Origin of the sequence: Dermabacter sp. HFH0086, assembly GCF_000413375.1 — a bacterium.
GTDB classification, from domain to species: domain Bacteria; phylum Actinomycetota; class Actinomycetes; order Actinomycetales; family Dermabacteraceae; genus Dermabacter; species Dermabacter hominis.
Genome location: NZ_KE340308.1, coordinates 2,221,013 through 2,241,512 on the forward strand (window position 1 = coordinate 2,221,013; position 20,500 = coordinate 2,241,512).

Consider the following 20,500-nt stretch of genomic DNA (forward strand, 5'->3'; position numbering starts at 1 on the left):
ACTGACTCACGGATGAAGATCTAGATCCAAAGTCGAAATACACATGAATATACAATCTCGGACATTGGCAACAAATGGATAACCAATCGCCACATAACTCACAATAGAAGTAATGCGCCTCGAGAGATCAAGGGCTTCAGCACGCAGGCAAGGTTGACAAAAATCGATAAATTCGATAACAAACGACACCTAACTAGATCTATTACATGAGCAAATCACTACGACAACACTCTCCCGACATGGCCGTGGCATGCTCAGTCGAAAACAAGTCGTAAACACGAGGAGATCGAAATACCAGAAAAGCCTTGTTCTATGCGACTAGGCATACAAACCTCTAATAATTCATGAATGGCAAATGCAACTAAAGGCTATCAAGAACACACCAATGATGCTGGCGAAGGAGTCGCAGAGACGATCAAAACTCGAGATTGTTGCGCATCTCTTCCGAAACGACCTCTACGAAGTCATTCATGGCTTCCTGTGCCATTCGCCCCAGCTCAGTTCCTGTCGTCTGCAAAGCAGGATCTGTAAGATCAACCGCTTGCGCAGCGTCAACCATCCGACCATATGCCCGACTGATGCGCATAAAAGACTCCTCTAAAGCGACTTTACTTAGCATGAACATGCAATCATTGAGCTCCGAATAGGTTCGATCTAGAGATTCAATGTCAGCTGGTTCTCCATCGAGCTCTTTTATGTTGCTATCTCTCATCGTCCGCACAAAACGGTACGAAGCCATACAAAGATTCTCATAGGCAACGTCACGAGATGATGCGATGCGCTCCTTTCGCCAGCGCCTAAAAGCGAGGACCGACGTAAGCCAAGCGACTGCCGCCGAGACTAGGAGACTTGAGAGGATGGACCAAAGCATTTCGTTCAACTTCCGAATTTTCGAGATTGAGTCATGTCGAATGGACTCTGGAAATTAACTATCGATAAACATCGATGGCGCTTTCATTAGCACTCAGTTAAAAACATTTTACATCAATCCAACCCCACATAACGTGGACACCACGCTTATTCTCTGATTTTCGGATCTTCGACAGGTCAGGCCTATATCCGCTCCAGCAACTCATCGACATTGTCGCGTTAACAGCGCCGCCAGAAAACATGACTCTGTTGATACACGCGACGATGAACATAGACCATCGAACTACTATCTCTCCATTGTGACAAATAGTCCTGTAACTTGAGCAACCTTGGCTGTCTACCCCGGTTATGCACTCAATCTCCGTGTCACGACTATCACGCTCAACACACGTATCACAGTTGGCTTTTGGACATCCGGTTGGATTCTCAGATTGCACCTACACCCAGGAAGCTAACCCACCCAGTGTCTCGGATGACAAACAGCGCCCGGTGGATACCTTCTGCCTATCTACGATGGTCATTCCGTCCACGGAGGAATTTTCTTTGGGGATAAGCAACTGGACATTGCTATCAACAGCGAACTGGGTATCCATTAGTAAGCCCTCGGAACTTTGACACGCAAGTCGCTAACGACTAGGTCTGCTTTATCCTTGAGCAGAGACATGTTCTCAAAGCAAGACCTCATCGTTGTTGAGATGTCCTACTTGAGTTCCTGAGGGCTATCTATGCCGATTTCATCTGTCAGGACGCACAGTTACGTCCTAACACTAAGGCGCGACTATGCTCATGAGGCTTAGCTCGTCATCGGAGGGAAAGAGCCGCTCAGATGCGGTGGTCTCTAGTCGTAGGTTGCGCCTTCCGCGTATAGCTAGCAACGAAAAGCTTCTTTAGCTCGTAAAACTCAGCGTGGCAGCGAAAGAATTTGTCAACGTTCTCCATTCGGAGCCTTAATACGCTCGAAATAGAGCCGTTGCTCCAAGTTTTTTTGGCGCTTATCAGACGCAGCAAGTTCTCGCATTCAGATTCCAACCATCTCACGTAGCGCTCTTCTTAGTTCGTAATCTCGAAATTTACAATGCTTTTCTACTCGGCTCCTTGCAGTCTAGGTCCCGCTAGATCTAGAGGATTCCGGACCCACAAAATCCACTGAGATTCGGCCTACTCCATCCGGGCTACCGAATCAGGTGCACAAACGCTTTCGCTTTGTGATCCGTGCGGATCAGTGGGCTCCCGGCTTGCGGGATACGAGAGGGTTAGCCGCTTCGGCCGACGGTTGCCGCACCTGTAGCGGACGCATCTGCTGCGGCTCGGGGTAGGACTGACCGAAGGGGAAGCGACCAAACTGTTCCTCCCCGATCACATGCCCCTCTGCCCGGGCCCGGTCAAGGAGTGCGAGCGCCTCCTCGGGGGTCGGGTACTTGCCGCTGAAGGTGGAGCCGGCGGGAAGGTAGGGCTCGAAGATTCGATTCTTGGGACGCAGCCACATCCGCCCGGGCTTGGAGCGATCTCGTAGAGCGTGGGCGCGCCACGTGATGACCGGGTGGGTCACCGAGAGGTTGACGAGGTGGATCCACAGGCCTTTTTCGGTTGCGGCGCGATCGGCGAGCTCATGCACGTTGACGTGCGCGTTGAGGTACTTTCCTCCCGAGAGAAGGGCCATCGTTCCGGGTGCCCCCGCGGGCACGTGGGCGTAGCCGTAATTGTCGGCCGTGTACTCCTGGGCACGAGACAGGGCCTTGCCGAGGATCGGAATGCGCATCATGAAATTCGAAAACAGCAGGCGGAAATACGAGGTGTGGCCGGCAGCGTGGTGGCCAACCTCGTGCGCGATCACAAAGCGAAGGGCCTCGGGGTCGCGGACTTTGCCGCCCACTTCGAAGAGGTCGGAATAGACACACACGAAGCGCCTATAACCGTGGCCGGCGGCAAAGGCGTTGATCATGCCGTTACCGGAGAGCACATAGGCGTCGGGTACGCGGCGCATTCCGAACTGTTCGGCAGCTTCGGCGACCATCCGGTATCCCTCGGGGAACTGCGTGGGGCTCATGCGCACGCCGGAGGCTCGAAGCTGCGCGTACATGAGCGCGCGGGCGATCCATAGCACCCATGGGATCAACATGAAGGCAACGAACAGCTGGATCCCGATGGAGATGGGGCTGTAGGGGTTCGAGAGCCCGCCGTCTGCCGACTCCCCCTCGAAGGCGGGCTGGATGCTCGACCACTTTCCCGTCGCCGCCATGTAAATGATGAACACGACGGCACCGACCCACGCGACGAAGAGAAGGCACGTGATGAGAACTCCCACGGCAAACAGCGGGATGTCCCACGGATGCCGAAGGGAAAGATCCCCCAGCAGCCCGTGGCGCGTGGAGCCGTTAAAAAGGCCCGGCTTCCCTGCCGGTTTCGTGTGCTCGCTTTCGAAGGTGGGCGGGTCTTGAGATTCGATTTCGGTCATGACTCCACCGTAACAACAGCGACCTTCCGATCCCTACCGCACCACCAACGCGAGAAGAGTGGCGGCGGAAGAATGATTGTGGCGTGTTGGTGCCTGCTGCCGATGGGGCATAGCGCGCGAAAGCACAAAGGTGGGGCGCCGCCGTCGCGACGCCCCACCCACACAATTGAGATGCTCAGGCCACCGGGGTGATGAGGCCCTTCGTCTGGGAGGTCGCGCGCGAGAAGCGCTCAGCGACATCGGCCCAGTCGACGATGTTCCAGAATGCCTTCACGTAGTCAGCCTTGACGTTCTGGTAGTCGAGGTAGAAAGCGTGCTCCCACATGTCGAGGAGGAGCAGCGGCACGGTTGCCGCTGCAAGGTTGCCCTGGTGGTCGTAGAACTGCTCGATGATGAGCTTCTCGCCGAGCGAATCCCATGCGAGGATCGCCCATCCGGAGCCCTGAATGCCGAGCGCGGCAGCGGTGAACTGGGCGCGCAGGCCATCAAACGAACCGAAGAACTCTTCGACTGCCTGAGCGAGCTCACCCTCGGGCTTGTCGCCGCCTTCGGGCGAAAGGTTCTCCCAGAAGATCGTGTGGTTCACGTGGCCGGCGAGGTTGAACGCGAGGTTCTTCTGAAGCTGGTTGATCGTGCCGAAGTCGTTCTTGTCGCGAGCTTCCGCGAGCTGTTCGAGCGCCTGGTTCGCGCCGTTGACGTACGTCTGGTGGTGCTTATCGTGATGCAGCTCCATGATGCGGCCCGAGATCGAGGGCTCGAGAGCGGCGTAGTCGTATCCGAGATCGGGAAGAGTGTATTCAGCCATGGTGGCCACCTTTCTTCGACGCTGACGTGCGGGGCATGCGCAAAGCACATACGCACAGGTGAAACCCTATCGAGTCCCATTGGGTGTTCAGTGTGAACTCGGGTTTACGATAGAGGCGTGAGTTCTACAACGACGAAACCAGGTAACGACCGCATCATCTGGGTGGATTGCGAGATGACGGGCCTCGATAAGACAAACGATGCTCTTATCGAAGTCGCCGTTCTCGTGACCGACGGGGACCTCGAAATCCTCGGCGAAGGGGTGGATGTCGTCATCAAACCCCCGGCAGGCGCGCTCGAGTCGATGGATGATTTCGTGCGGAACATGCACACGACTTCGGGTCTGCTCGAGGAGCTCGACGGTGGCATCACCCTCGTCGAAGCCGAGGAGGCGTGCCTCGCCTATGTCAAGGAGCATTGCCCCGAGCCCGGCAAGGCGCCTCTCGCGGGCAATTCGGTGGGCACCGACCGTGCTTTCATCGACCGCGACCTCCCGGAGTTTGCCCAGTTCATGAGCTACCGCACGATCGACGTCTCAAGCCTCAAGGAACTCGCCAAGCGCTGGTTCCCGCGCGTGTTCTTCAATACGCCGGAGAAACACGGCGGCCACCGCGCGCTCGCCGACATTCGCGAGTCGATTCAGGAGCTCAAGTACTACCGCGAAGTTCTCTTCGTGAAGGAGCCCGGCCCCACGAGCGACGAGGCCCGAGCAGCCTCGAAGAAGTTCGAGATCGCCCCTCAGTAGACTCTTCCCGCACTCTCACACCACACAGGAGTTTTGACAATGACGACACCCCTCCTTCTCGAGGCAATGAAGACCGACCCCGCGCATGCCGCGTGGCTCGAGGAGGTGGGGACGGATCTACTCGAGTGGGGCGCGGCTTCGCGCACGGAGCATGGCTTCGGGTGGCTCGATTCAAACGGCACTCTCGACCCGGATCACGACCTTGAACTGTGGATCAATTGCCGCATGACGCACTGCTTCGCTCTTGCGAGCATCCGCGGCACCGAGTCCTCTCGCGATTTTGCCGAACTCGCAGCCCACGGGCTCTCGGCGCTTTCGGGCGCGTTCCACGATGACGAACACGGCGGTTTCTACTCGATCATCGCCCGTGAAACGGGTGAGCCGGTCGATGATTCGAAGCAGGCTTACGCCCACGCGTTCGTGGTACTCGCCGCTTCGAGTCTCGTCGAGGCACAAATCCCCGGCGCCGAAGAGCTCCTCGAGACCGCGCTCGAGGCGCATGCACGCTTTTTCGAATCCGAACACGGGATGTTTGCCGACACCTACTCGCGCGATTTCTCGAACTGCGAGGACTACCGCGGGATCAACGCGAATATGCACAGTGTCGAGGGGCTTCTCGCAGCCTCGGCAGCGACCGGCCGCCTCGAGCTTTTCGAGCGCGCCGCGGTCATCGTCGAGCGCGCGCTCGCATTCGCGAAGGACAACGGCTGGTTCCTGCCCGAGCACTTCACGACCGCGTGGGAGCCCCGCCCCGACTACAACCGGGAGGAGCCCGCCCACCCGTTCCGTCCCTATGGTGCGACGATCGGCCATTCGTTTGAATGGGCGCGCCTCGCCCTGCACACCGCAGCCGGTTTCGAGGGGCAGTTTTCCGACGCCACCCGGGCCCAGGAACGCGCCTCAGCTTTGCGCGATGGCGCGCTCGCCCTCGCCGAGAAAGCGTGTGAGACGTGGGGCATCGATGGTGACGGCGGCTTCCCGTACACGGTGGACTGGGATGGCTCACCCGTCGTGCACGAACGCATGCACTGGGTCGTCGCTGAGGCCATCGGTGCGGCCGCTGTGCTGTTCCGCACGAGCGGCGATGCTGCCTGGGAAGAACGCTATGAGTCCTGGTGGCAGTGGGCGAAGACGACAACCATCGTTCCCGGCAGGCTCGGCAGCTGGGTCCACGAGCTCACCGCCACGGGCGAGATCAGCGAAACGACCTGGAAGGGCCAGCCCGACATCTACCACGCCTACCAGGTCACGCTTATTCCGCGCCTGCCCGCATGGCCGCCTCTCGCTCACGCCGTCGCTACGGAAGCTCGCTCTCGATAAACCGCGCGTTCGACCCCGCGAGCCTTCGCTGCATCACGTCGAAGGCTTGCGGGTTCGAGTCGATCGCAAGGAACCGTCGGCCCAGTTTGTGCGCGACCGAAGCGGTCGTACCCGAGCCGGCAAAGAAATCGAGCACCCAGTCGCCCTCGCGACTGCTCGCTTGCACGATTCGCCTGAGAATCCCCTCGGGCTTTTGGGTCGCGTAGCCGGTCTTTTCGCGCCCCGTGGGTGACACGATCGTGTGCCACCACACGTCGGTGGGAAGTTTGCCCCGCTCCGCTTTTTCTTTCGTGACGAGGCCAGGCGCCATGTAGGGCTCGCGATCGACGTCCTCCGAGTTGAAGAAATAGCTTTTTGGATCCTTGACGTACACGAGGATCGTGTCGTGCTTCGCGGGCCATCGCTTCTTCGTACGCGCTCCGTAGTCGTACGCCCAGATGATCTCGTTGAGAAACGACTCGCGGCCAAAGAGCGCATCGAGGAGAACCTTCGCATAGTGCGCCTCGCGATAGTCGAGGTGGAGGTAGAGCGTTCCCGACTGGGCGAGCACGCGATGTGCCTCGATGAGCCTCGGTTCGAGGAACTCCCAGTAGTCCTCGAACGCGTCGTCGTAACCGTAAAGGGCGCCCTTGATGCTCGTGTAACTGCGCCCTTTGAAACCGACTCGCGAGCCCTCGGTGCCGTCGACTGCGCGCACAGTCTGGAGGGACTGGCGCTGTTGGCGCCTGCCCGTGTTGAACGGCGGGTCGATGTAGATGAGCTGGATCGACTCGTCCGGGAGAGTGCGGAGTACCTCGAGGTTGTCGGCGAGCACAACGCTCGAGGCAGCGCCCTCTCCCACGAGGGCCTTTGTGTCGCTCATGTGTCCTCATTTCGCGAGTGCCGGTTTTGCGCGCTTAAAGGAAAGAGCCCCTCGCTCGAGGGGCTCTTTAGCGGGGTGATCGACGGGATTTGAACCCGCGACCGCCTGGACCACAACCAGGAGCTCTACCAACTGAGCTACGACCACCATTGTGCGGGGTCTCCCGCAACGGATAAATACTTTACCCGGCCACCCCGGGACTTCGCGAATCCTTGCAGGAGAAAGGGATGTGAATCTCACCGCATGTCAGAAAGCGGGGCGAGGGCGCGGAACGTGCGGATAGCCGCCTCGGCCGCGGCATAGCCAGCGTCCTCGCTCGCGCCTTCCACACCCGAACGGTCAACGGCCTGTTCGCGGGTATTGACCGTGAGCACGCCATTGCCCACGGGGGTGGACTCATCGAGGGCGACGCGTGCGAGAGCCTCCGTCGTCGCGCCGGAAATGTACTCGAAATGCGGGGTCTCGCCGCGAATCACGACGCCGAGCGCAACCACGACATCGCACGTGCGCGCAAGCGCTTGCGCGGCAACCGGGAGCTCGAACGAGCCGGGCACACGAACTTCCGTCACCGTGCAGCCCGCATCGGCGGCCGCGCGCCTGGCACCGTCGAGCAAGCCATCCATGATGTCCGCGTGCCAGCTCGCCGCCGCGATACCGATCGTCGCCGGGCCGGCATCATGCGTGCCAAGCGCCGCGGAGGGGGTGCCGTATCCAGCCATAGGGTTCTCCTTCGATGTCGTGGGGTTAGTCGTGCGAGGGGGCGAGGCGATGCGCCATCTTCTCGCGTTTGGTTTCAAGGTAGCGCCTATTTGCCACGCGCGGTGCGATGACGCTCGGCACGATCTCGGCAACGTCGATGCCGAGGCCCGCAAGCGCGCCGTCCTTTTCGGGGTTATTCGTCATGAGACGCACGCGCCCCATGCCCAGGGCGCGAAGAATGTCCGCCGCATCGTCGTAGCGGCGCGCGTCGACGGGCAGGCCTAGGTGGACATTCGCCTCGACCGTGTCGTCACCGAGATCCTGAAGGTGGTAGGCGCGAATCTTCTCGAATAAACCGATGCCTCGCCCTTCGTGGCCGCGCATGTAGATCACGGCCCCGCCTTCGCGCTGGATCGTCTCGAGCGCTTTTTCCAGCTGCTCGCCGCAATCGCACCGGTACGAGCCGAAAATATCGCCCGTCGCACATTCGGAGTGCACGCGCACGAGAGGAGGCTGGGAAGCGTCGGACCCCTCCCCCGGCCAAGCGGCGCCACGCGCGAGCAGACTCACGTGTTCCGCATCGCGACCCCGCCACGCACGCACCTCAAACGTGCCGAGAGGCGTTGGCATCTGAATCGGCTCAGTGCCGCAAACGCGCACCTCGCTCACTGGGCTGCCTCGCGGGCGTCGCGATCCTCAAGATACGCCGTGAGCTGCTCAATCGTGATGATGCCCAGCCCGTGCTCGCGAGCGAACGCCGCGAGGGCTTCCGCGTGCATCATCGATCCGTCGTCATACACAACCTCGCCGATGAGCCCCACGGGCCTCAGGCCCGCAAGCCGCGTGAGTTCAACAGCGGCCTCGGTGTGGCCGGGGCGCTCGCGCACGCCGCCGTCCTTCGCGATGAGGGGAAGGACGTGACCTGGGCGAATGAGGTCTGCCGCGCTTGCGGTCGCGAGCGTACGCGCAGTGATCGCCCGATCCACCGCGGAAATACCCGTCGCTTCAACCGCGCGCGCATCGCAGCTAATCGTGTAGGCGGTGCGCAGCGGATCCTCACTGTTCGGAACCATGAGCGGAAGCTCAAGGGCAGCGGCGCGCTCAGCGGTCATGGGCGCACACAGGTACCCGGAACTGTGCCGCACAAAGAAACCGACCTTCTCGGGGCTCGCGAGCTCGGCGGCCATGATGAGATCGCCTTCGTTTTCACGGTTCTCGTCGTCGAGCACCACGAGGATCTCTCCGCGCGCCAGCAGGGCGAGCGCCTCGTCCATAGGAGTCAGGTCAATCGCAAAGCTCATTTCGTGCACTCCTTGCGAGCGGCGCGCACGGCTACTAGACGCGCCGTGTATTTGGCGATTACGTCGGTCTCGACGTTCACTCGGGTTCCGACGGTTGCCTCGCCGAGCGTCGTAGCCTCGAGCGTCTCGGGGATGAGGGCCACCTCGACGAACGCGGGGCTCTCCCCCGGCGTATTCACGGCCGTGACGGTGAGCGAAACACCATCGAGGGTGATCGAGCCCTTTTCGGCGACCTGCTCTTCAAGGTTGTCGGGGATCTCGATGCGCATGCGGCGCCACGTCCCCTCATCGTCAATGCGGGCAACGGCTCCCACGCCGTCGACGTGCCCCTGCACGATGTGGCCGTCGAGGCGGGCGCCGACCTCGGTGCAGCGCTCGAGATTCACGCGGCTTCCGACGGCGAGGTCGCCGAGGCTCGTGCGCGCGAGGGTCTCCCCCATGGCGATCGCGGTGAAGCGAGCCTCCTCGCCCTGGGTTTCGGGCGTTTCAATCGCCGTCAGGCACACGCCGTTCACGGCGAGAGATCCGCCGAGCGCGAGGCCGTCGAGCAGAGGTGCCGGTGCCGCGAGGGTGAGGCGCGCCGTGTCGTCCGCCCCTTTCTCAAGCCCCGTCACGGTGCCCTTCGCGCTGATAATTCCTGTAAACATTGTTCACTCACCTTTCGTGGGAGTTTGCTGCCGCGCACGCGGGATCGCGTGGAAGAGAAGATCTGAACCGCTCACATGGAGTGATTCGGGAACGATGTCGAAGTCGAGCCGGTTCTTGAGGGTTCCGATACCGAGGCCCGCGACGGAGGGCGTGCCCGCGCCGAGCATGGTCGGAGCCTGATGGATCCAGAGGTCGTCGACGAGGTCGAGCTTGAGCGCCGCGGATATGAGGCGCGGACCGCCTTCGATAAGGAGGTGCTCAACTCCGTGGTCGGCGCGCAGGTCTTCGAGCACGCCGCGAATATCGCGCGTGCGATAAAGAAGGGGGCGTGCGTGTTCAGGGCCGTGTACGGCTTTCGCGAGCCGTGAGTGCGGCTCGAGCGGGCTTTCACCGATCACCACGCGGCGCGGTTGACGAGCGCCGAGGCGGCCGTGCGCGTCGCGTGCCGTGAGTGCAGGGTCATCGGCGCGCGCGGTTCCCGTGCCCACGGCGATCGCATCCACGACGCTCCTGAGCGCGTGGCCCTCTGCGCGGGCATCCTCTCCGGTAATCCACGCGTTCGTGCCATCGGCCGCTGCGACGTATCCATCGAGGGTTTGCGCGATCTTTGCGGTGACGAACGGACGCGACTCACGCGTGGCCTGGAACCAGCGGCGGTTCAGTTCCGCTGCGCGGGCAGTGAGGTCCCTTCCGACGCTAGCCGGCAGCGCGTCACTCCACAGACGGGTGTCGATGCCGGCGCTACGAAGAATGGCACTACCGTTCGCGGCGACGTCGTGCGGGTCGCGAACGGCGTAGAGAACGCGGCCGATGCCGGCGTCGACGAGAGTGCGCGCGCACGAGGGCGTACGGCCGGCGTGGGCGCACGGTTCAAGAGTCACGATGCAGGTCGCACCGTGCACATCGAGGCCACGTTCCCGGGCGGCTAAGAGGGCATCTGCTTCGGCATGCGGGGTTCTCGCTCCTCGGTGAAAACCTGTGACAAGGAGCTCCCCGGAGGGACTTAGGAGCGCTGCGCCAACGCGCGGATTGGCACCGAGGGGTCCGCGGCGCGCCTGTTCAAGCGCGCGCTCACACCCCTCAAGCAGGGCGCTTTCGCGCGCGGCGTCGTGAGGGGGCTGATTCATGCCCATGGTCCTCGCCTCCCGCATCGCTCATCTCAATCGATGATCCGGGAGAAGGGAAACTTGCGAGAGCACGGCGCGTAAAAGCGGCATGCTTCGCCCGCATGAACCTCCCATCCAGACTGTACTGTCGGCACCGGAATTCCACCGGTCAGGCCCAAGGCTCGCCCCACGGAGTGAAACGCGCCCGGGTTAGCGGGCTTTCACCGCCAGTTCGGAATTGCACCGAGTTCCCGGAACATGCGCCACCAGTTTAGCGCGCATGCGGGAGGGAACGACAAAACCCCCACTCTTTCGAGCGGGGGGTTTCCGTGTCGTGCGCCATCAGGGATTCGAACCCCGGACCCACTGATTAAGGTGTTCTCCCACCCGAGTCGTTTTCCTCCGTGTAATTGGCCGTGTGCATATCCTTCGCGAGCGGGATCGACGCGCACTGGCGGAGCCGAAGCCCCTTCGATGGCGTCAACAAAGCGGTCGCGGGCCGGACGAGTCGAGGAGCCGCTCTCTCCCCTACATCGAGGAGAACCCCCATGTTTTCCGCTCCTTCATCATCACGGATCATGACGAGGTCGAAGGTGACCGAATTGCCGAGCTAAAAGGGCTCCCTGAGCCCTCCTCCATCGCGCAGAACCCGTACACCGCAGCCGAACACGACGTTATGGGTGAGCTCTTCAGCCGCGGCCGCAGCTGCGCAGCCGCAATAATCGCGGAAGAGTCTGTTGCGACCTCTCAAAAGACCAAGAAAATCATCACTTCCATTCCGCCTGCCCGCAGTGCTGCTAAAATGCACCAAGATGGAACGCATCACCTTTGGTTGGGACTACACGAGCTGGCCGATATTTAGCAGCACGACCGGCAGCGATCCGTATCCAGACATCCGCTCCCAAATATCTCCCGATCTCGCCAATGCTCTCGCGCAGTGGGCCGAAGAGATGTGCGAAGCGTATGCGGATGAGACTGGTCTCGTCCGACCATCACCTTCAACAGCCGCCAAACTCGATAACAAGTTTGATGAGCTGACTTCACGACTTCTCGCTGAAGGAATCGACGTTGAGCAAGACGCTCGTTGGTGGCATTCGTAACCACTGGGGGTGTCAATTCATCCGGCCTACGACCTACGTGGGTTCAATGCAGGCCGCATGTTGCCGTACCTTTGCGAGGGCAAGCGCTGCGGGTAGGGGTATGTGCGCCGCGTTCCCAAGGGGCAGTTTTGGCATGCGCGCGGAAATAAACGCGCAGGGAAACAATCATGCTCAAACGCAAGTGCTCACAGCGGCATAGGCGACTGGAGACCAGAACCGGTCGTTTCACATAGCATTTGGGGCACTTTGCATCCGGTTGCAACAAAAAAACCAAATGACACTACAGCACAACGCGGGTCAATCCACATATCGGAAGGCCCTAGGAGCTGCGTAGAGATAGTTCAATTCGTTGGCGGCTCTGGGTCGAAGCGCAAGATGTCTCCGGGCTCGCACTCGAGCGCCTGACACAGAGCCGCCAACGTGGAGAACCTAATGGCCCGAGCATGACCATTTTTTAGGACACTTAGATTTGTCGGAGAAATATCTACACGCTCCAACAATTGCTTAACCGTCATTTTCCTCTAGACTAGCAAAATGTCTAAATCTACTCTGATGGTCATCAGACTAAACCTTGCATGTCAGATTGCAGAGCAAGGTAGGACCGTGCGGAGGCCCTCAGGGCGAGAGTAAAGCAGACCGACGCTACACCAACAATGACATTCGCTGCCAGAAGTAGAACAATCCCTGGCCCACCTACCTGCACGACCGCAAGAAGATGAAGTAGCACTAAAGCTGGAATTCCGAATACTCCACAGAAAAGGACACCTATACCCAGCAGAAAATCTGGAGTTCGCAGTGGCAGTAGCTGCTTTGCTCGCAGTTCCCGCACGAGGAAAAAAGTAATGACAAGCACGCACTCGAGGCAGAAGAGAGCTGCTATTCCCGCAAGCGCGTAGGGAAGAGTGAGAGGCGCGGTCTCCGCGTACGCCCCTCCGAAGGCCTCGGTTAGCTCGGGAAGAAGGATCTGGAGCAGGAGGCAGCCTAGGAGCAGTGCTATGAGTGCGCCTTCACTGGCGCGGCCAACCAATCGTGACATGTAACGATTATCGGTAATGACGTAACGATAGTCAGTATGCATCCGAAAGCGAACAACCTCAAGACTTGAATGAACTGGTCACCGTGGGCGGCGTTGCCGGGGATGGGCACGGGTGAGCCAGGAAGGAACACTTGGCCACCCGCACCCATGGTGTTCGTGTGAGCGGGGTCGGCGGTTGCCGTCATCGATATCGGCCTGGCGGATCCATTTATGGAGCGCCATCTCGTGGATTCCGAAGTCCTTCGCGATCTGCGCGAGCGTGACGCCGTCCTCACGGGACCGGGCCACCCGTACGACGTCATCGCGGAACTCTCGAGGGTAGGGAGCGGGCATAGGGCACATCGTTCCAGGCCGCCCTGCGGGCAAGCCAGATCAGATGTCACCTTTCCGCGCAGCAGTCCCTCCTGATTGCTTTTCAAATCGCGCTTAAACTCCTGCGCCGAGGAAGAGCCTGGTGCATACGTTGTTGGGAGGTGCTCGTGCGTCGGCTACATCTGCCTGTTGATGGGTGCGCTGCCGAATGTGATCGCATCGGCAGCGCACCCGCCGCGGGGGCGTTTTCAGCCGCCCGAGGCCCTAGGAGTCGACCCGGTTGGGCTCTGCCGCAGTGCGCGTGCTGCGGTTCGGTCCGCGTTCTGCCTCTCGTGGCGGCGACGGCTGTGAGTGTGCACTGCGTGCCTTGAACACGAAGCCCCCGGTCGCGACAAGGACTGCGAGTGCCCCAATGCTGGACCAAATAGCATGCGTCTGTTGAGTGAAGGCATCACTTACTGCGATGGAACTCGATACGCCCAAGCATATGCCGAATAGCGCACCGATTAACCGGTCTTTCATCATGGCGGTTCCTATCTCTCGGGCCGTCGTGTTAGGGAAGGCGCATGCACGGAACGCAGACATTGGGGGCGCCAAACTTTGAACAGCATGCTCGCAACGCGGGACCGCATGAAGCGAAGGCGCACGCTAGGCAGAGGGCGATACCGGCGCCGGTGGGAGATGAGGCGCATGGTGCCGCGCATGTAGCGCATCCTGCTGCTCGCTCCAGACACTGCATGACGTTCTTTGACTGGCAGGATCCACTCACCTGATAGTTCGTCTTCGCGCAACCGCCACAAGGATCTTTCTTTGATGCTCTCGCTGTGTGAGCATCGTACGTGGCAGCTAATTGGGCAGCTGGGATTGGCTTTTCCGCGCGACCATTGACACTTGCGGCTGAAAGGGAGAGAGCGTCGTTTTCCTGGTCATACCTATATATTTCGACGCCGACTCCGGTGGAGCCGTCTTCGGCGGTCTCTTTTGTATAAACGAGGAACCGAGAGTCGGGAAGCTGGAGGGCTGCGACGGACCGGTGGGAGCCGTCGCTGAAGCTTGTCCGGGCGAACTCCGATTGCATTGCTTCGGGCGCATCGGGACGCTGCCCGGCCTCGGTGGCCTCCTTACCACGTAATCCCTTCTGAGCGATGGCTGTGCTCCGCGGGAGACTCGTTGCCAGGTCGAGGTCAAGTGCGGCGAGGGCAGCTCTTGTGTTGCTATCTTCCGAAAGCTCTTGCATCAGCTCGTCGATGCTGGGCTGGTCGAGACCACTAGTCTTGGACTTTAGCGGCTTCGGCTCGAGGGCATGCGCCACCCCTGAGCCAACCCGTGTATGGATGGTTGCAATGGTAGCGACGGCCGCGAGCCCGGCTGCGCTTTGAAGCGCGGCGCGCCTACTGAAGAACCGTCGCTCCGCATGAGGAGTAGTAAATGCTAGATGTTCATTATTGCGGTGAACTCCGATAATTCGGGCCAACAGAAGGGACGTAGTCGGGCCAAAGCGGCGGGCCATGAGAGCAACAAGCCGCGGGCCTGAGTATACCTTTGGGGTAGTACGATTGAACGTGATCGCCACGGGGATGTGTGGCGGGTTTGGGCCGAAGTGGTTGATGCGGATCTGTTCGACCTCTGGGTCGGAAAGAGGTCGTGCGAGGAGTTTGCCGTTGGTTTCCTGCTCCAGTGAGTGAGAGATGGCGCTACATTCCCCGCACCCTGAATCAAAGGCGATGTAGGTTTCCGAATAGTCCAGTGAGTCCTGCGTCATTACTGTACTCCTGTGGCTTTTTCGGAAGGCACCGGTTGGTCACCCCTGAGTCAAACTAGCAGCCGACTCTAGTGTGGTCAAGATCTCAAGTGAGCTTCCTCTGAACTCCGGGCCAGTTCTAAGGACCAAGCATGGGGAGTTGGTCAAACGTGTTGCTCTCGGAGATCGGTTTGGATTTCGTGAACAAACGAGGTGTGTAGTCGGGCGGCGATAGCCCTTTGTGGAGGCGCATACCGCCGAGGCTATTTCCCGACTAACCTGGCCGCGATGACGTCGTCCGTGTCGCCCTGAACCGTGAGCACGGCACCCACCTGAAGGACATCGCCGAGGACTTCGGCACCAGCTTCTCCTGCCTGACGAACTGGGTCCGCCAGGCCGAGGCCGAGGCCGGCAACAAGTCCGGCACCACGAAAGCCGAAGCCGAAGAACTCCGCGCCGCATCCCCACGCCCCCAGATGCCCATGAGCACCACTGAAACGTGGCAACCGAGCCACCCGCGACACCACGAGCCCACGCATCCTGCATCAGCACATGGTCAAAACCGTCGCCGTCATCAGCACGCGACAGCTCCGAAAACCGTGTCACCGCCTCAACTCCAGGCCCCACCTGACGAGACCCAACCCCCATCACGTCCTCAACCGCAGCCCGATCAAGATTCGTCGCGACACTCGTAATCACGTAACCGAGAGGGTTATCCATCGCCAGCAACCGCGCCGCGAAAACCCCTAAATCACCGCCACCGCAGCCAGCCACAACCAAGACCGCTTCGCTCACGCAGTCCCCACTGCATTCGAGCGTCGAAGACTTAGCTGAAAGCACTTCACCGATGAGCTCCACGAACTCAGGACCTGCTTCGCCGTGCCAGCCGTCTTCGGCTAGCCCGCCCAAGATTCCCCGAAACCTCGCTTGGTCAGTCATCGCGCTACCGCCTACTGCGCCGAGCCCTCGTCGGACTCACGCGCTTGCTCGGCAGCTTCACCCCATCGGCGAAGCATTTGGCCGCGAACGTTAATTTTTTCGTCAGTCGCGGCTCGTAAGGACAATGCGACTTCGTCCCAGGTCGCAGGCCGAACGGAACGCCTTTGGTCCATTGCCCAGTCATAAAGTCCGGGGTAGCCCTTTTGTGTGAGCAGGATGTCTGCAATTCGAGCACTAGTAGTCATAAGGACAACGGACTACTATTTTTAGTAATCTCGCACCATCTTAAATACAAATTGGTAACGATGCAGTTAGCGCCCACCCTGAGGGTATGTTGACACTGAATCAGGTAGGAATCATAAAGCAAACGGTAGACGAACGAATTTCTGCGGCCACTCGCGCACTGGTAGCACTCCACGGCATGAGGAACGCCGACCTAGCAGATGTGCTTGGCATCGGGCAGAACTCTGTGTTTATGAAGTTGCGCGGCGACTCACCTTGGAAGGCGGCTGAGGTGGCACTGGTGGCGGAATACTTCGGTGTGCCGATCTCTATCATTTTCGATGGGATGACTGCCGTTAACAATGAAGAAGCCCCCGCTCTTCCGAGCGGGGGCTTCCGTGTCGTGCGCCATCAGGGACTCGAACCCCGGACCCACTGATTAAGAGTCAGTTGCTCTAACCAACTGAGCTAATGGCGCCTAACGAAGAAATACTTTACGCCGCACTGTGCCGCTTGCGCCAATCGAGCCTGGCTTTTTATGCCGAAGCACACATTCAGTGCCGCCACTTAGACTGTGACGGTGAGTCGTAGCCGAACCATAAGGAGCTGAGCGGTGAGGATCGCAGTCACGGGTGCCACGGGAGTCCTTGGGCAGCAGGCTGTCGAGGCCCTCGTCGCGGCCGGGCACGAAGTCACGGGTGTCACGCGTCGCGAGCGCGGCCTTCCCATTGTCGAGGGGCGCGGCGCTCACGGCGTCATCGCCGATGTCTTCTCCGCAAGCGACCTCGAGCGCGCCTTTCGCGGCCACGACGTCGTGATCAACACCCTCGCGAAGATCCCCACGGGAATGGGCGCACTTCGCCCCTTCGCCTGGCGCGAGGACGACCGTCTCCACCTCGAGGCTTCCGCAGCAATCGCGAAAGCAGCCGCACGCGCGGGCGTTCGCAAACTCATCCAAGAATCCTCGATGTTCATGTACCCCGATAACGGGAGCAAATGGATCAGCGAGGATCACCCTCTCGCCGTGAAAAACCAGGCCTTCAAACCCCGCGTGCGCGAAATGCGCGCGGCGGTCGACTTCGCGGAAAATGGACGCAGCGCCGTCATCCTCCGCCTCGGGCAGCTGTACGGCCGCGACCCGGGCACCACCTACGCTCTTCGCAAGACTCGCGAGGGCGAAGCGGTTCTCCTCGGCAAGCCGAGCGACTACATCACTCTCGTGCACCACATCGACGCGGGCCGAGCCTTCCTCGCGGCCCTCGATGCCCGATCCGGCTTCTACAACGTGGGCGGCGAGCCCATTACCCGTGCACGATGGGCGAAGGACCTCGGTCGTGAGGCGCGCGCGGGCATGGATGCGAAGTTCTTTCCCGCAGCAACCCAGGCCGTACTCCCCGCAAAAATGGACGTGCAACGCCGCTCGCTGCGGGTCTCCTCGATTCGATTCATGCGCGAAACGGGCTGGCGACCCACGATCGGGCCGTCGAGTCTCGGCTGGTCGCGGATCTAAACCGCCGACGCACGACGATTCATGACACCTGTCACGTCAATGTCGTGACAGGTTCCGATAGCGAGAAATTCGTGCCTGAAAAAGACTTGAGGCATGAACGAAGTAGCAGTGGAGATCACGGGGATCCGTAAACAATTCCCCTCGGTGCTTGCCGTCAACGACATCGACCTCACGGTCGAGCGCGGCGAGATTCTTGCGTTTCTCGGGCCGAACGGCGCGGGAAAAACCACGACGCTCGACATGGTGCTCGGGCTCTCGCAACCCTCGTCGGGGAACATCCGGGTGTGCGGCACCACGCCGCACGAAGCGATCAAGGCCGGCAAAGTCTCCGCGCTTTTGCAGACGGGCGGACTCATTGCCGACATCACGGTGGGAGAAACCGTCGATTACATCGCCTCGACCTTTCCGAAGCCCACGATGGGCCGGCGTGCTCTTGAGCTCGCGGGCATCACGGACCTCGCGGATCGCAAAGTCAAGGCGTGTTCAGGCGGCGAGCAGCAACGCCTCAAATTCGCGCTTGCTCTCCTGCCTGACCCCGAAGTGCTCATCCTCGATGAGCCAACGGCCGGGATGGACGTCACCGCTCGCCGCAGCTTTTGGGATCGCATGCAAGCCGAAGCAACCGTCGGACGCACCGTCATTTTTGCCACCCACTACCTCGAGGAGGCCGAGCAGTTTGCCCGGCGCGTCGTTTTCATCTCCGAGGGCTCGATCGTGGCCGACGGCCCCACGGATCAGATTCGCGATCTCACCGGCGCGCGCGAGGTGCGCGTGTGCGCGAACCATCCCGAAACTGTCATGGCCGCCCTTCGCGAGCGTTTTCCGAGCCAGCGCGTTGAGATCAATGGTTCGAGTGTGGCGACCGTCAGCAGCGAAAGCGACAGCGTGGCCCGGTTCCTCCTCGCCATGGATGGCGTGAGCGCACTCGAGATTTCACGCCCCTCCCTCGAAGACTCCTTTGTTCGCCTCACACAAGATCGGAAGGTCAGCTAATGTTTGCGATCGAACTCAAGCGCCAATTCAGGGATCTCGTCAATCTTTTCTTCATCGTCGGTCTGCCGGTCATCATTTACATCGCTATCGGCACCACGAATGAATTTGCCGATATCGAGATCGGCGATGGCAATATCGCGATGACAATCATGATCGCCCTCGCCGCGTACGGAGCCGCAAGCGCGACAACCGGCATCGCCACGCAGGCTGGCGTTGAAAAAATCCGCGGTTGGGGCAGGCAGCTCGGGCTCACGCCGCTGAGCGACATGCGCTACGCCGCGGTCAAGGTGGGAGTTGGAAGCATCATCGCTCTCCTCCCGCTCGTGATCGTGTATGTGATCGGCGCCCTCACCAAAGCGGAGGCCCCGCTCGAGGATTGGATTATCTCGTTCCTCATTCTCTTCGTGGGTTCAATGATGTTTGGCTTCTACGGCCTTATTTTTGCCTTCGCCATGCGAAGCGAGGGCGCTGCAAACGCCTCCACCGGCCTACTCGTGCTGTTCGGCTTCCTCGGGAATCTCTTCGTTCCCCTCAGCGGCACGCTTCTCCAAATCGGCCGGTTTACGCCGCTTTACGGGTATGCAATGCTCGCGCGATACCCCGTCACCCATGGGAAGATGTATTCCACCGGCCCGGGCTTTTACGAGGACCCGCTGTGGTACGGCCTCGTCAACGTAGCGGTGTGGCTCGTGATCTTCGTGGTCCTCGCCCTCATGCTTGCCCGGAAGACTCGCGAAAGGCAGTAATGCTCGAGAACAGGGACCAGGGAGCCACCGTGGAGCATAGGCGCGCAATCGCGTATGCGATGTCGCTCGTGTGGCTCCTTTTCCTCGCCTTTCCGCTGGTGACGGCCTTTCAGGGAGGGCTTCCGACGCTTGCCGGCGCACTCTCGATCCTCCTGACGCTCGCGTTTGCCGCGCTTTACGCGGCATCAATGATTCGGCACTTTCGCGATCCCGATAGGATCACCGAATCGCTCACGTGGCAAAGCGTCGCGTTCATCGCGCTACTCATCGCGATGTGCGTCGCGCAAATGTTCCTGATCGGCACGGATGCCTTCTCACTCGCGGTCTTCGTCGTGCCTGTGTCTGTCTTCCTCCTCCCCCGCGCCCCGGTTACATCGCAGGCGCGTGCGTCGTGATCGCGATTCTCGCCTATCCCGTATACGCCCGAGAGTTCTGGCTATTGCCGTTCGGCATCATCGCTTCGGGCGTGTTCCTCGGTTGCGCGGGATCGGTGTTCTTCACCAAGGCTGCCCTCGACGACTCGCGAGTCGCCTCACAGGAGGCTGTTTTGGACGAGCGCGAAAGGGTTGCGCGCGACATTCACGACGTACTCGGGCACACCCTCACCGCGATCGCGCTCAAATCCGAGCTCGCCGAGCGCCTCGTGGAGAAGGATTCGGCTGCGGCCAAGCGCGAGATCGCCCTCATCACCCAACTCTCACGCGAGGGCATTGCCGACGTGCGCTCCACGGTTCTCGGCCTTCGCGTGCGTCAGCTTGGCGCCGAGCTCGAGCAGGCGCGAACCGTTGCGCGCGAAGCCGGGATCGAGCTCGCGGTACGCGGCGACGCCACCGACGTCGACCCGCAGTACAGGACCCTCTTTGCGTGGGGCCTGCGCGAGGCAATGACGAACATCGTGCGCCACTCGCACGCCACAAAAGCGGTCATCACGATTCGCCCTCACAGCATCGACATCACCGACAATGGCGTAGGGTTCTCGGGCACGAGCGGAAACGGCCTGCGCGGCCTACGCGAAAGAGTCGAAGGCGCGGGCGGAACGCTCACACTCACGGGCGGCGAAGACGGGACGACAGTGCAGGTGCGAATGTGAT

At 60.6% G+C, this 20,500-nt stretch carries 21 protein-coding genes and 2 tRNA genes; 9 read left to right on the plus strand and 14 right to left on the minus strand.

Annotated elements, in window-relative coordinates; translation table 11 throughout:
* Nucleotides 1–415: 415 nt before the first annotated feature.
* The 3 genes from HMPREF1484_RS09910 to HMPREF1484_RS09920 form a co-directional block, all read right to left on the minus strand.
* A complete protein-coding gene (locus tag HMPREF1484_RS09910) occupies nucleotides 416–739 on the minus strand; it encodes a hypothetical protein (protein ID WP_070436201.1) in 324 nt (107 codons plus the stop codon).
* 1,350 nt (nucleotides 740–2,089) lie between these two features.
* Nucleotides 2,090–3,325 carry a M48 family metallopeptidase gene (locus HMPREF1484_RS09915; protein WP_016664921.1) on the minus strand — a complete coding sequence of 412 codons (1,236 nt, stop codon included), beginning with the start codon at nucleotides 3,323–3,325 and terminating at the stop codon, nucleotides 2,090–2,092.
* A gap of 175 nt (nucleotides 3,326–3,500) precedes the next feature.
* Nucleotides 3,501–4,130, minus strand: coding sequence for a superoxide dismutase (locus tag HMPREF1484_RS09920; protein WP_016664922.1), 630 nt, complete (start codon nucleotides 4,128–4,130; stop codon nucleotides 3,501–3,503).
* A 117-nt stretch (nucleotides 4,131–4,247) separates the two neighbouring features.
* Between HMPREF1484_RS09920 and orn the strand changes: the two genes are divergently transcribed.
* Both orn and HMPREF1484_RS09930 read left to right on the plus strand, forming a co-directional pair.
* The gene (gene orn / locus HMPREF1484_RS09925; protein WP_232049705.1) at nucleotides 4,248–4,874 is read left to right on the plus strand and encodes an oligoribonuclease; all 627 of its coding nucleotides are present in this window, start codon (nucleotides 4,248–4,250) and stop codon (nucleotides 4,872–4,874) included.
* A gap of 39 nt (nucleotides 4,875–4,913) precedes the next feature.
* A complete protein-coding gene (locus tag HMPREF1484_RS09930; protein WP_016664924.1) occupies nucleotides 4,914–6,194 on the plus strand; it encodes an AGE family epimerase/isomerase in 1,281 nt (426 codons plus the stop codon).
* Here the strand turns inward: HMPREF1484_RS09930 and HMPREF1484_RS09935 are convergent.
* From HMPREF1484_RS09935 to ribD, 7 genes are all read right to left on the minus strand, one after another.
* A complete protein-coding gene (locus tag HMPREF1484_RS09935) occupies nucleotides 6,172–7,056 on the minus strand; it encodes a site-specific DNA-methyltransferase (protein ID WP_016664925.1) in 885 nt (294 codons plus the stop codon). The genes HMPREF1484_RS09930 and HMPREF1484_RS09935 overlap by 23 nt on opposite strands.
* A gap of 74 nt (nucleotides 7,057–7,130) precedes the next feature.
* Nucleotides 7,131–7,203: transfer RNA gene (locus tag HMPREF1484_RS09940), tRNA-His, on the minus strand.
* 89 nt (nucleotides 7,204–7,292) lie between these two features.
* Complete coding sequence (ribH, locus tag HMPREF1484_RS09945; RefSeq protein ID WP_016664926.1) at nucleotides 7,293–7,775, minus strand: 6,7-dimethyl-8-ribityllumazine synthase; 483 nt, start codon at nucleotides 7,773–7,775, stop codon at nucleotides 7,293–7,295.
* Between the two features lie 25 nt (nucleotides 7,776–7,800).
* Entirely contained in the window at nucleotides 7,801–8,424 is a 624-nt protein-coding gene (locus HMPREF1484_RS09950) for a GTP cyclohydrolase II (RefSeq protein WP_016664927.1), read from the minus strand.
* On the minus strand, nucleotides 8,421–9,056 hold the full coding sequence (gene ribB, locus HMPREF1484_RS09955) for a 3,4-dihydroxy-2-butanone-4-phosphate synthase (RefSeq protein ID WP_016664928.1): 636 nt from the start codon (nucleotides 9,054–9,056) through the stop codon (nucleotides 8,421–8,423). Before ribB ends, HMPREF1484_RS09950 begins: the two co-directional genes overlap by 4 nt.
* Entirely contained in the window at nucleotides 9,053–9,703 is a 651-nt protein-coding gene (locus HMPREF1484_RS09960; protein ID WP_016664929.1) for a riboflavin synthase, read from the minus strand. The genes ribB and HMPREF1484_RS09960 overlap by 4 nt, the downstream gene beginning before the upstream one ends.
* A gap of 3 nt (nucleotides 9,704–9,706) precedes the next feature.
* Nucleotides 9,707–10,831: a bifunctional diaminohydroxyphosphoribosylaminopyrimidine deaminase/5-amino-6-(5-phosphoribosylamino)uracil reductase RibD gene (gene ribD, locus HMPREF1484_RS09965; RefSeq protein WP_051120719.1), complete on the minus strand. Its 1,125-nt coding sequence runs from the start codon at nucleotides 10,829–10,831 to the stop codon at nucleotides 9,707–9,709.
* Nucleotides 10,832–11,622: 791 nt separating this feature from the next.
* On the opposite strand from ribD, the gene HMPREF1484_RS09975 reads away from it, so the two are divergent.
* On the plus strand, nucleotides 11,623–11,910 hold the full coding sequence (locus tag HMPREF1484_RS09975) for a hypothetical protein (protein ID WP_034373726.1): 288 nt from the start codon (nucleotides 11,623–11,625) through the stop codon (nucleotides 11,908–11,910).
* Nucleotides 11,911–12,251: 341 nt separating this feature from the next.
* Here HMPREF1484_RS09975 and HMPREF1484_RS11345 read toward each other — a convergent pair whose 3' ends face one another.
* The 3 genes from HMPREF1484_RS11345 to HMPREF1484_RS09990 form a co-directional block, all read right to left on the minus strand.
* A complete protein-coding gene (locus HMPREF1484_RS11345) occupies nucleotides 12,252–12,425 on the minus strand; it encodes a helix-turn-helix transcriptional regulator (protein ID WP_232049706.1) in 174 nt (57 codons plus the stop codon).
* A 599-nt stretch (nucleotides 12,426–13,024) separates the two neighbouring features.
* Nucleotides 13,025–13,279 (minus strand): transposase, encoded by a 255-nt coding sequence (locus HMPREF1484_RS11910; protein ID WP_197736232.1) that lies wholly within the window; start codon nucleotides 13,277–13,279, stop codon nucleotides 13,025–13,027.
* Nucleotides 13,280–15,262: 1,983 nt separating this feature from the next.
* Nucleotides 15,263–15,505, minus strand: coding sequence for a hypothetical protein (locus HMPREF1484_RS09990; RefSeq protein ID WP_144246000.1), 243 nt, complete (start codon nucleotides 15,503–15,505; stop codon nucleotides 15,263–15,265).
* A 764-nt stretch (nucleotides 15,506–16,269) separates the two neighbouring features.
* On the opposite strand from HMPREF1484_RS09990, the gene HMPREF1484_RS11355 reads away from it, so the two are divergent.
* Entirely contained in the window at nucleotides 16,270–16,599 is a 330-nt protein-coding gene (locus HMPREF1484_RS11355) for a helix-turn-helix domain-containing protein (RefSeq protein ID WP_016664937.1), read from the plus strand.
* On the opposite strand, the gene HMPREF1484_RS09995 is transcribed toward HMPREF1484_RS11355, so the two are convergent.
* Nucleotides 16,565–16,638: transfer RNA gene (locus HMPREF1484_RS09995), tRNA-Lys, on the minus strand. The two genes, HMPREF1484_RS11355 and HMPREF1484_RS09995, sit on opposite strands and share 35 nt — an antisense overlap.
* Before the next feature lie 135 nt (nucleotides 16,639–16,773).
* Between HMPREF1484_RS09995 and HMPREF1484_RS10000 the strand changes: the two genes are divergently transcribed.
* The 5 genes from HMPREF1484_RS10000 to HMPREF1484_RS11060 all read left to right on the plus strand — a co-directional run bounded on the left by HMPREF1484_RS10000 (nucleotide 16,774) and on the right by HMPREF1484_RS11060 (nucleotide 20,499).
* Nucleotides 16,774–17,670 (plus strand): NAD(P)-dependent oxidoreductase, encoded by an 897-nt coding sequence (locus HMPREF1484_RS10000; protein WP_016664938.1) that lies wholly within the window; start codon nucleotides 16,774–16,776, stop codon nucleotides 17,668–17,670.
* Between the two features lie 93 nt (nucleotides 17,671–17,763).
* Nucleotides 17,764–18,663, plus strand: coding sequence for an ABC transporter ATP-binding protein (locus tag HMPREF1484_RS10005; protein ID WP_016664939.1), 900 nt, complete (start codon nucleotides 17,764–17,766; stop codon nucleotides 18,661–18,663).
* On the plus strand, nucleotides 18,663–19,409 hold the full coding sequence (locus HMPREF1484_RS10010) for an ABC transporter permease (RefSeq protein WP_016664940.1): 747 nt from the start codon (nucleotides 18,663–18,665) through the stop codon (nucleotides 19,407–19,409). The genes HMPREF1484_RS10005 and HMPREF1484_RS10010 overlap by 1 nt, the downstream gene beginning before the upstream one ends.
* 29 nt (nucleotides 19,410–19,438) lie before the next feature.
* Nucleotides 19,439–19,804 (plus strand): hypothetical protein, encoded by a 366-nt coding sequence (locus HMPREF1484_RS11720; protein ID WP_172620181.1) that lies wholly within the window; start codon nucleotides 19,439–19,441, stop codon nucleotides 19,802–19,804.
* Complete coding sequence (locus tag HMPREF1484_RS11060; protein WP_016664942.1) at nucleotides 19,801–20,499, plus strand: sensor histidine kinase; 699 nt, start codon at nucleotides 19,801–19,803, stop codon at nucleotides 20,497–20,499. The genes HMPREF1484_RS11720 and HMPREF1484_RS11060 overlap by 4 nt, the downstream gene beginning before the upstream one ends.
* The last annotated feature ends 1 nt before the right edge of the window (nucleotide 20,500 follow it).

Bases quoted from the DNA above. Each gene is read 5' to 3' on its own strand.
- ribD (WP_051120719.1), bottom strand. From the start codon at position 10,831: ATGAATCAGCCCCCTCACGACGCCGCGCGCGAAAGCGCCCTGCTTGAG.
- HMPREF1484_RS09960 (WP_016664929.1), bottom strand. From the start codon at position 9,703: ATGTTTACAGGAATTATCAGCGCGAAGGGCACCGTGACGGGGCTTGAG.
- HMPREF1484_RS10010 (WP_016664940.1), top strand. From the start codon at position 18,663: ATGTTTGCGATCGAACTCAAGCGCCAATTCAGGGATCTCGTCAATCTT.
- HMPREF1484_RS09930 (WP_016664924.1), top strand. From the start codon at position 4,914: ATGACGACACCCCTCCTTCTCGAGGCAATGAAGACCGACCCCGCGCAT.
- ribB (WP_016664928.1), bottom strand. From the start codon at position 9,056: ATGAGCTTTGCGATTGACCTGACTCCTATGGACGAGGCGCTCGCCCTG.
- HMPREF1484_RS11345 (WP_232049706.1), bottom strand. From the start codon at position 12,425: ATGACGGTTAAGCAATTGTTGGAGCGTGTAGATATTTCTCCGACAAAT.
- HMPREF1484_RS09920 (WP_016664922.1), bottom strand. From the start codon at position 4,130: ATGGCTGAATACACTCTTCCCGATCTCGGATACGACTACGCCGCTCTC.
- HMPREF1484_RS09910 (WP_070436201.1), bottom strand. From the start codon at position 739: ATGGCTTCGTACCGTTTTGTGCGGACGATGAGAGATAGCAACATAAAA.
- ribH (WP_016664926.1), bottom strand. From the start codon at position 7,775: ATGGCTGGATACGGCACCCCCTCCGCGGCGCTTGGCACGCATGATGCC.
- HMPREF1484_RS11910 (WP_197736232.1), bottom strand. From the start codon at position 13,279: ATGCCCGCTCCCTACCCTCGAGAGTTCCGCGATGACGTCGTACGGGTG.
- HMPREF1484_RS09975 (WP_034373726.1), top strand. From the start codon at position 11,623: ATGGAACGCATCACCTTTGGTTGGGACTACACGAGCTGGCCGATATTT.
- HMPREF1484_RS11355 (WP_016664937.1), top strand. From the start codon at position 16,270: ATGTTGACACTGAATCAGGTAGGAATCATAAAGCAAACGGTAGACGAA.
- HMPREF1484_RS09935 (WP_016664925.1), bottom strand. From the start codon at position 7,056: ATGAGCGACACAAAGGCCCTCGTGGGAGAGGGCGCTGCCTCGAGCGTT.
- HMPREF1484_RS10005 (WP_016664939.1), top strand. From the start codon at position 17,764: ATGAACGAAGTAGCAGTGGAGATCACGGGGATCCGTAAACAATTCCCC.
- HMPREF1484_RS09915 (WP_016664921.1), bottom strand. From the start codon at position 3,325: ATGACCGAAATCGAATCTCAAGACCCGCCCACCTTCGAAAGCGAGCAC.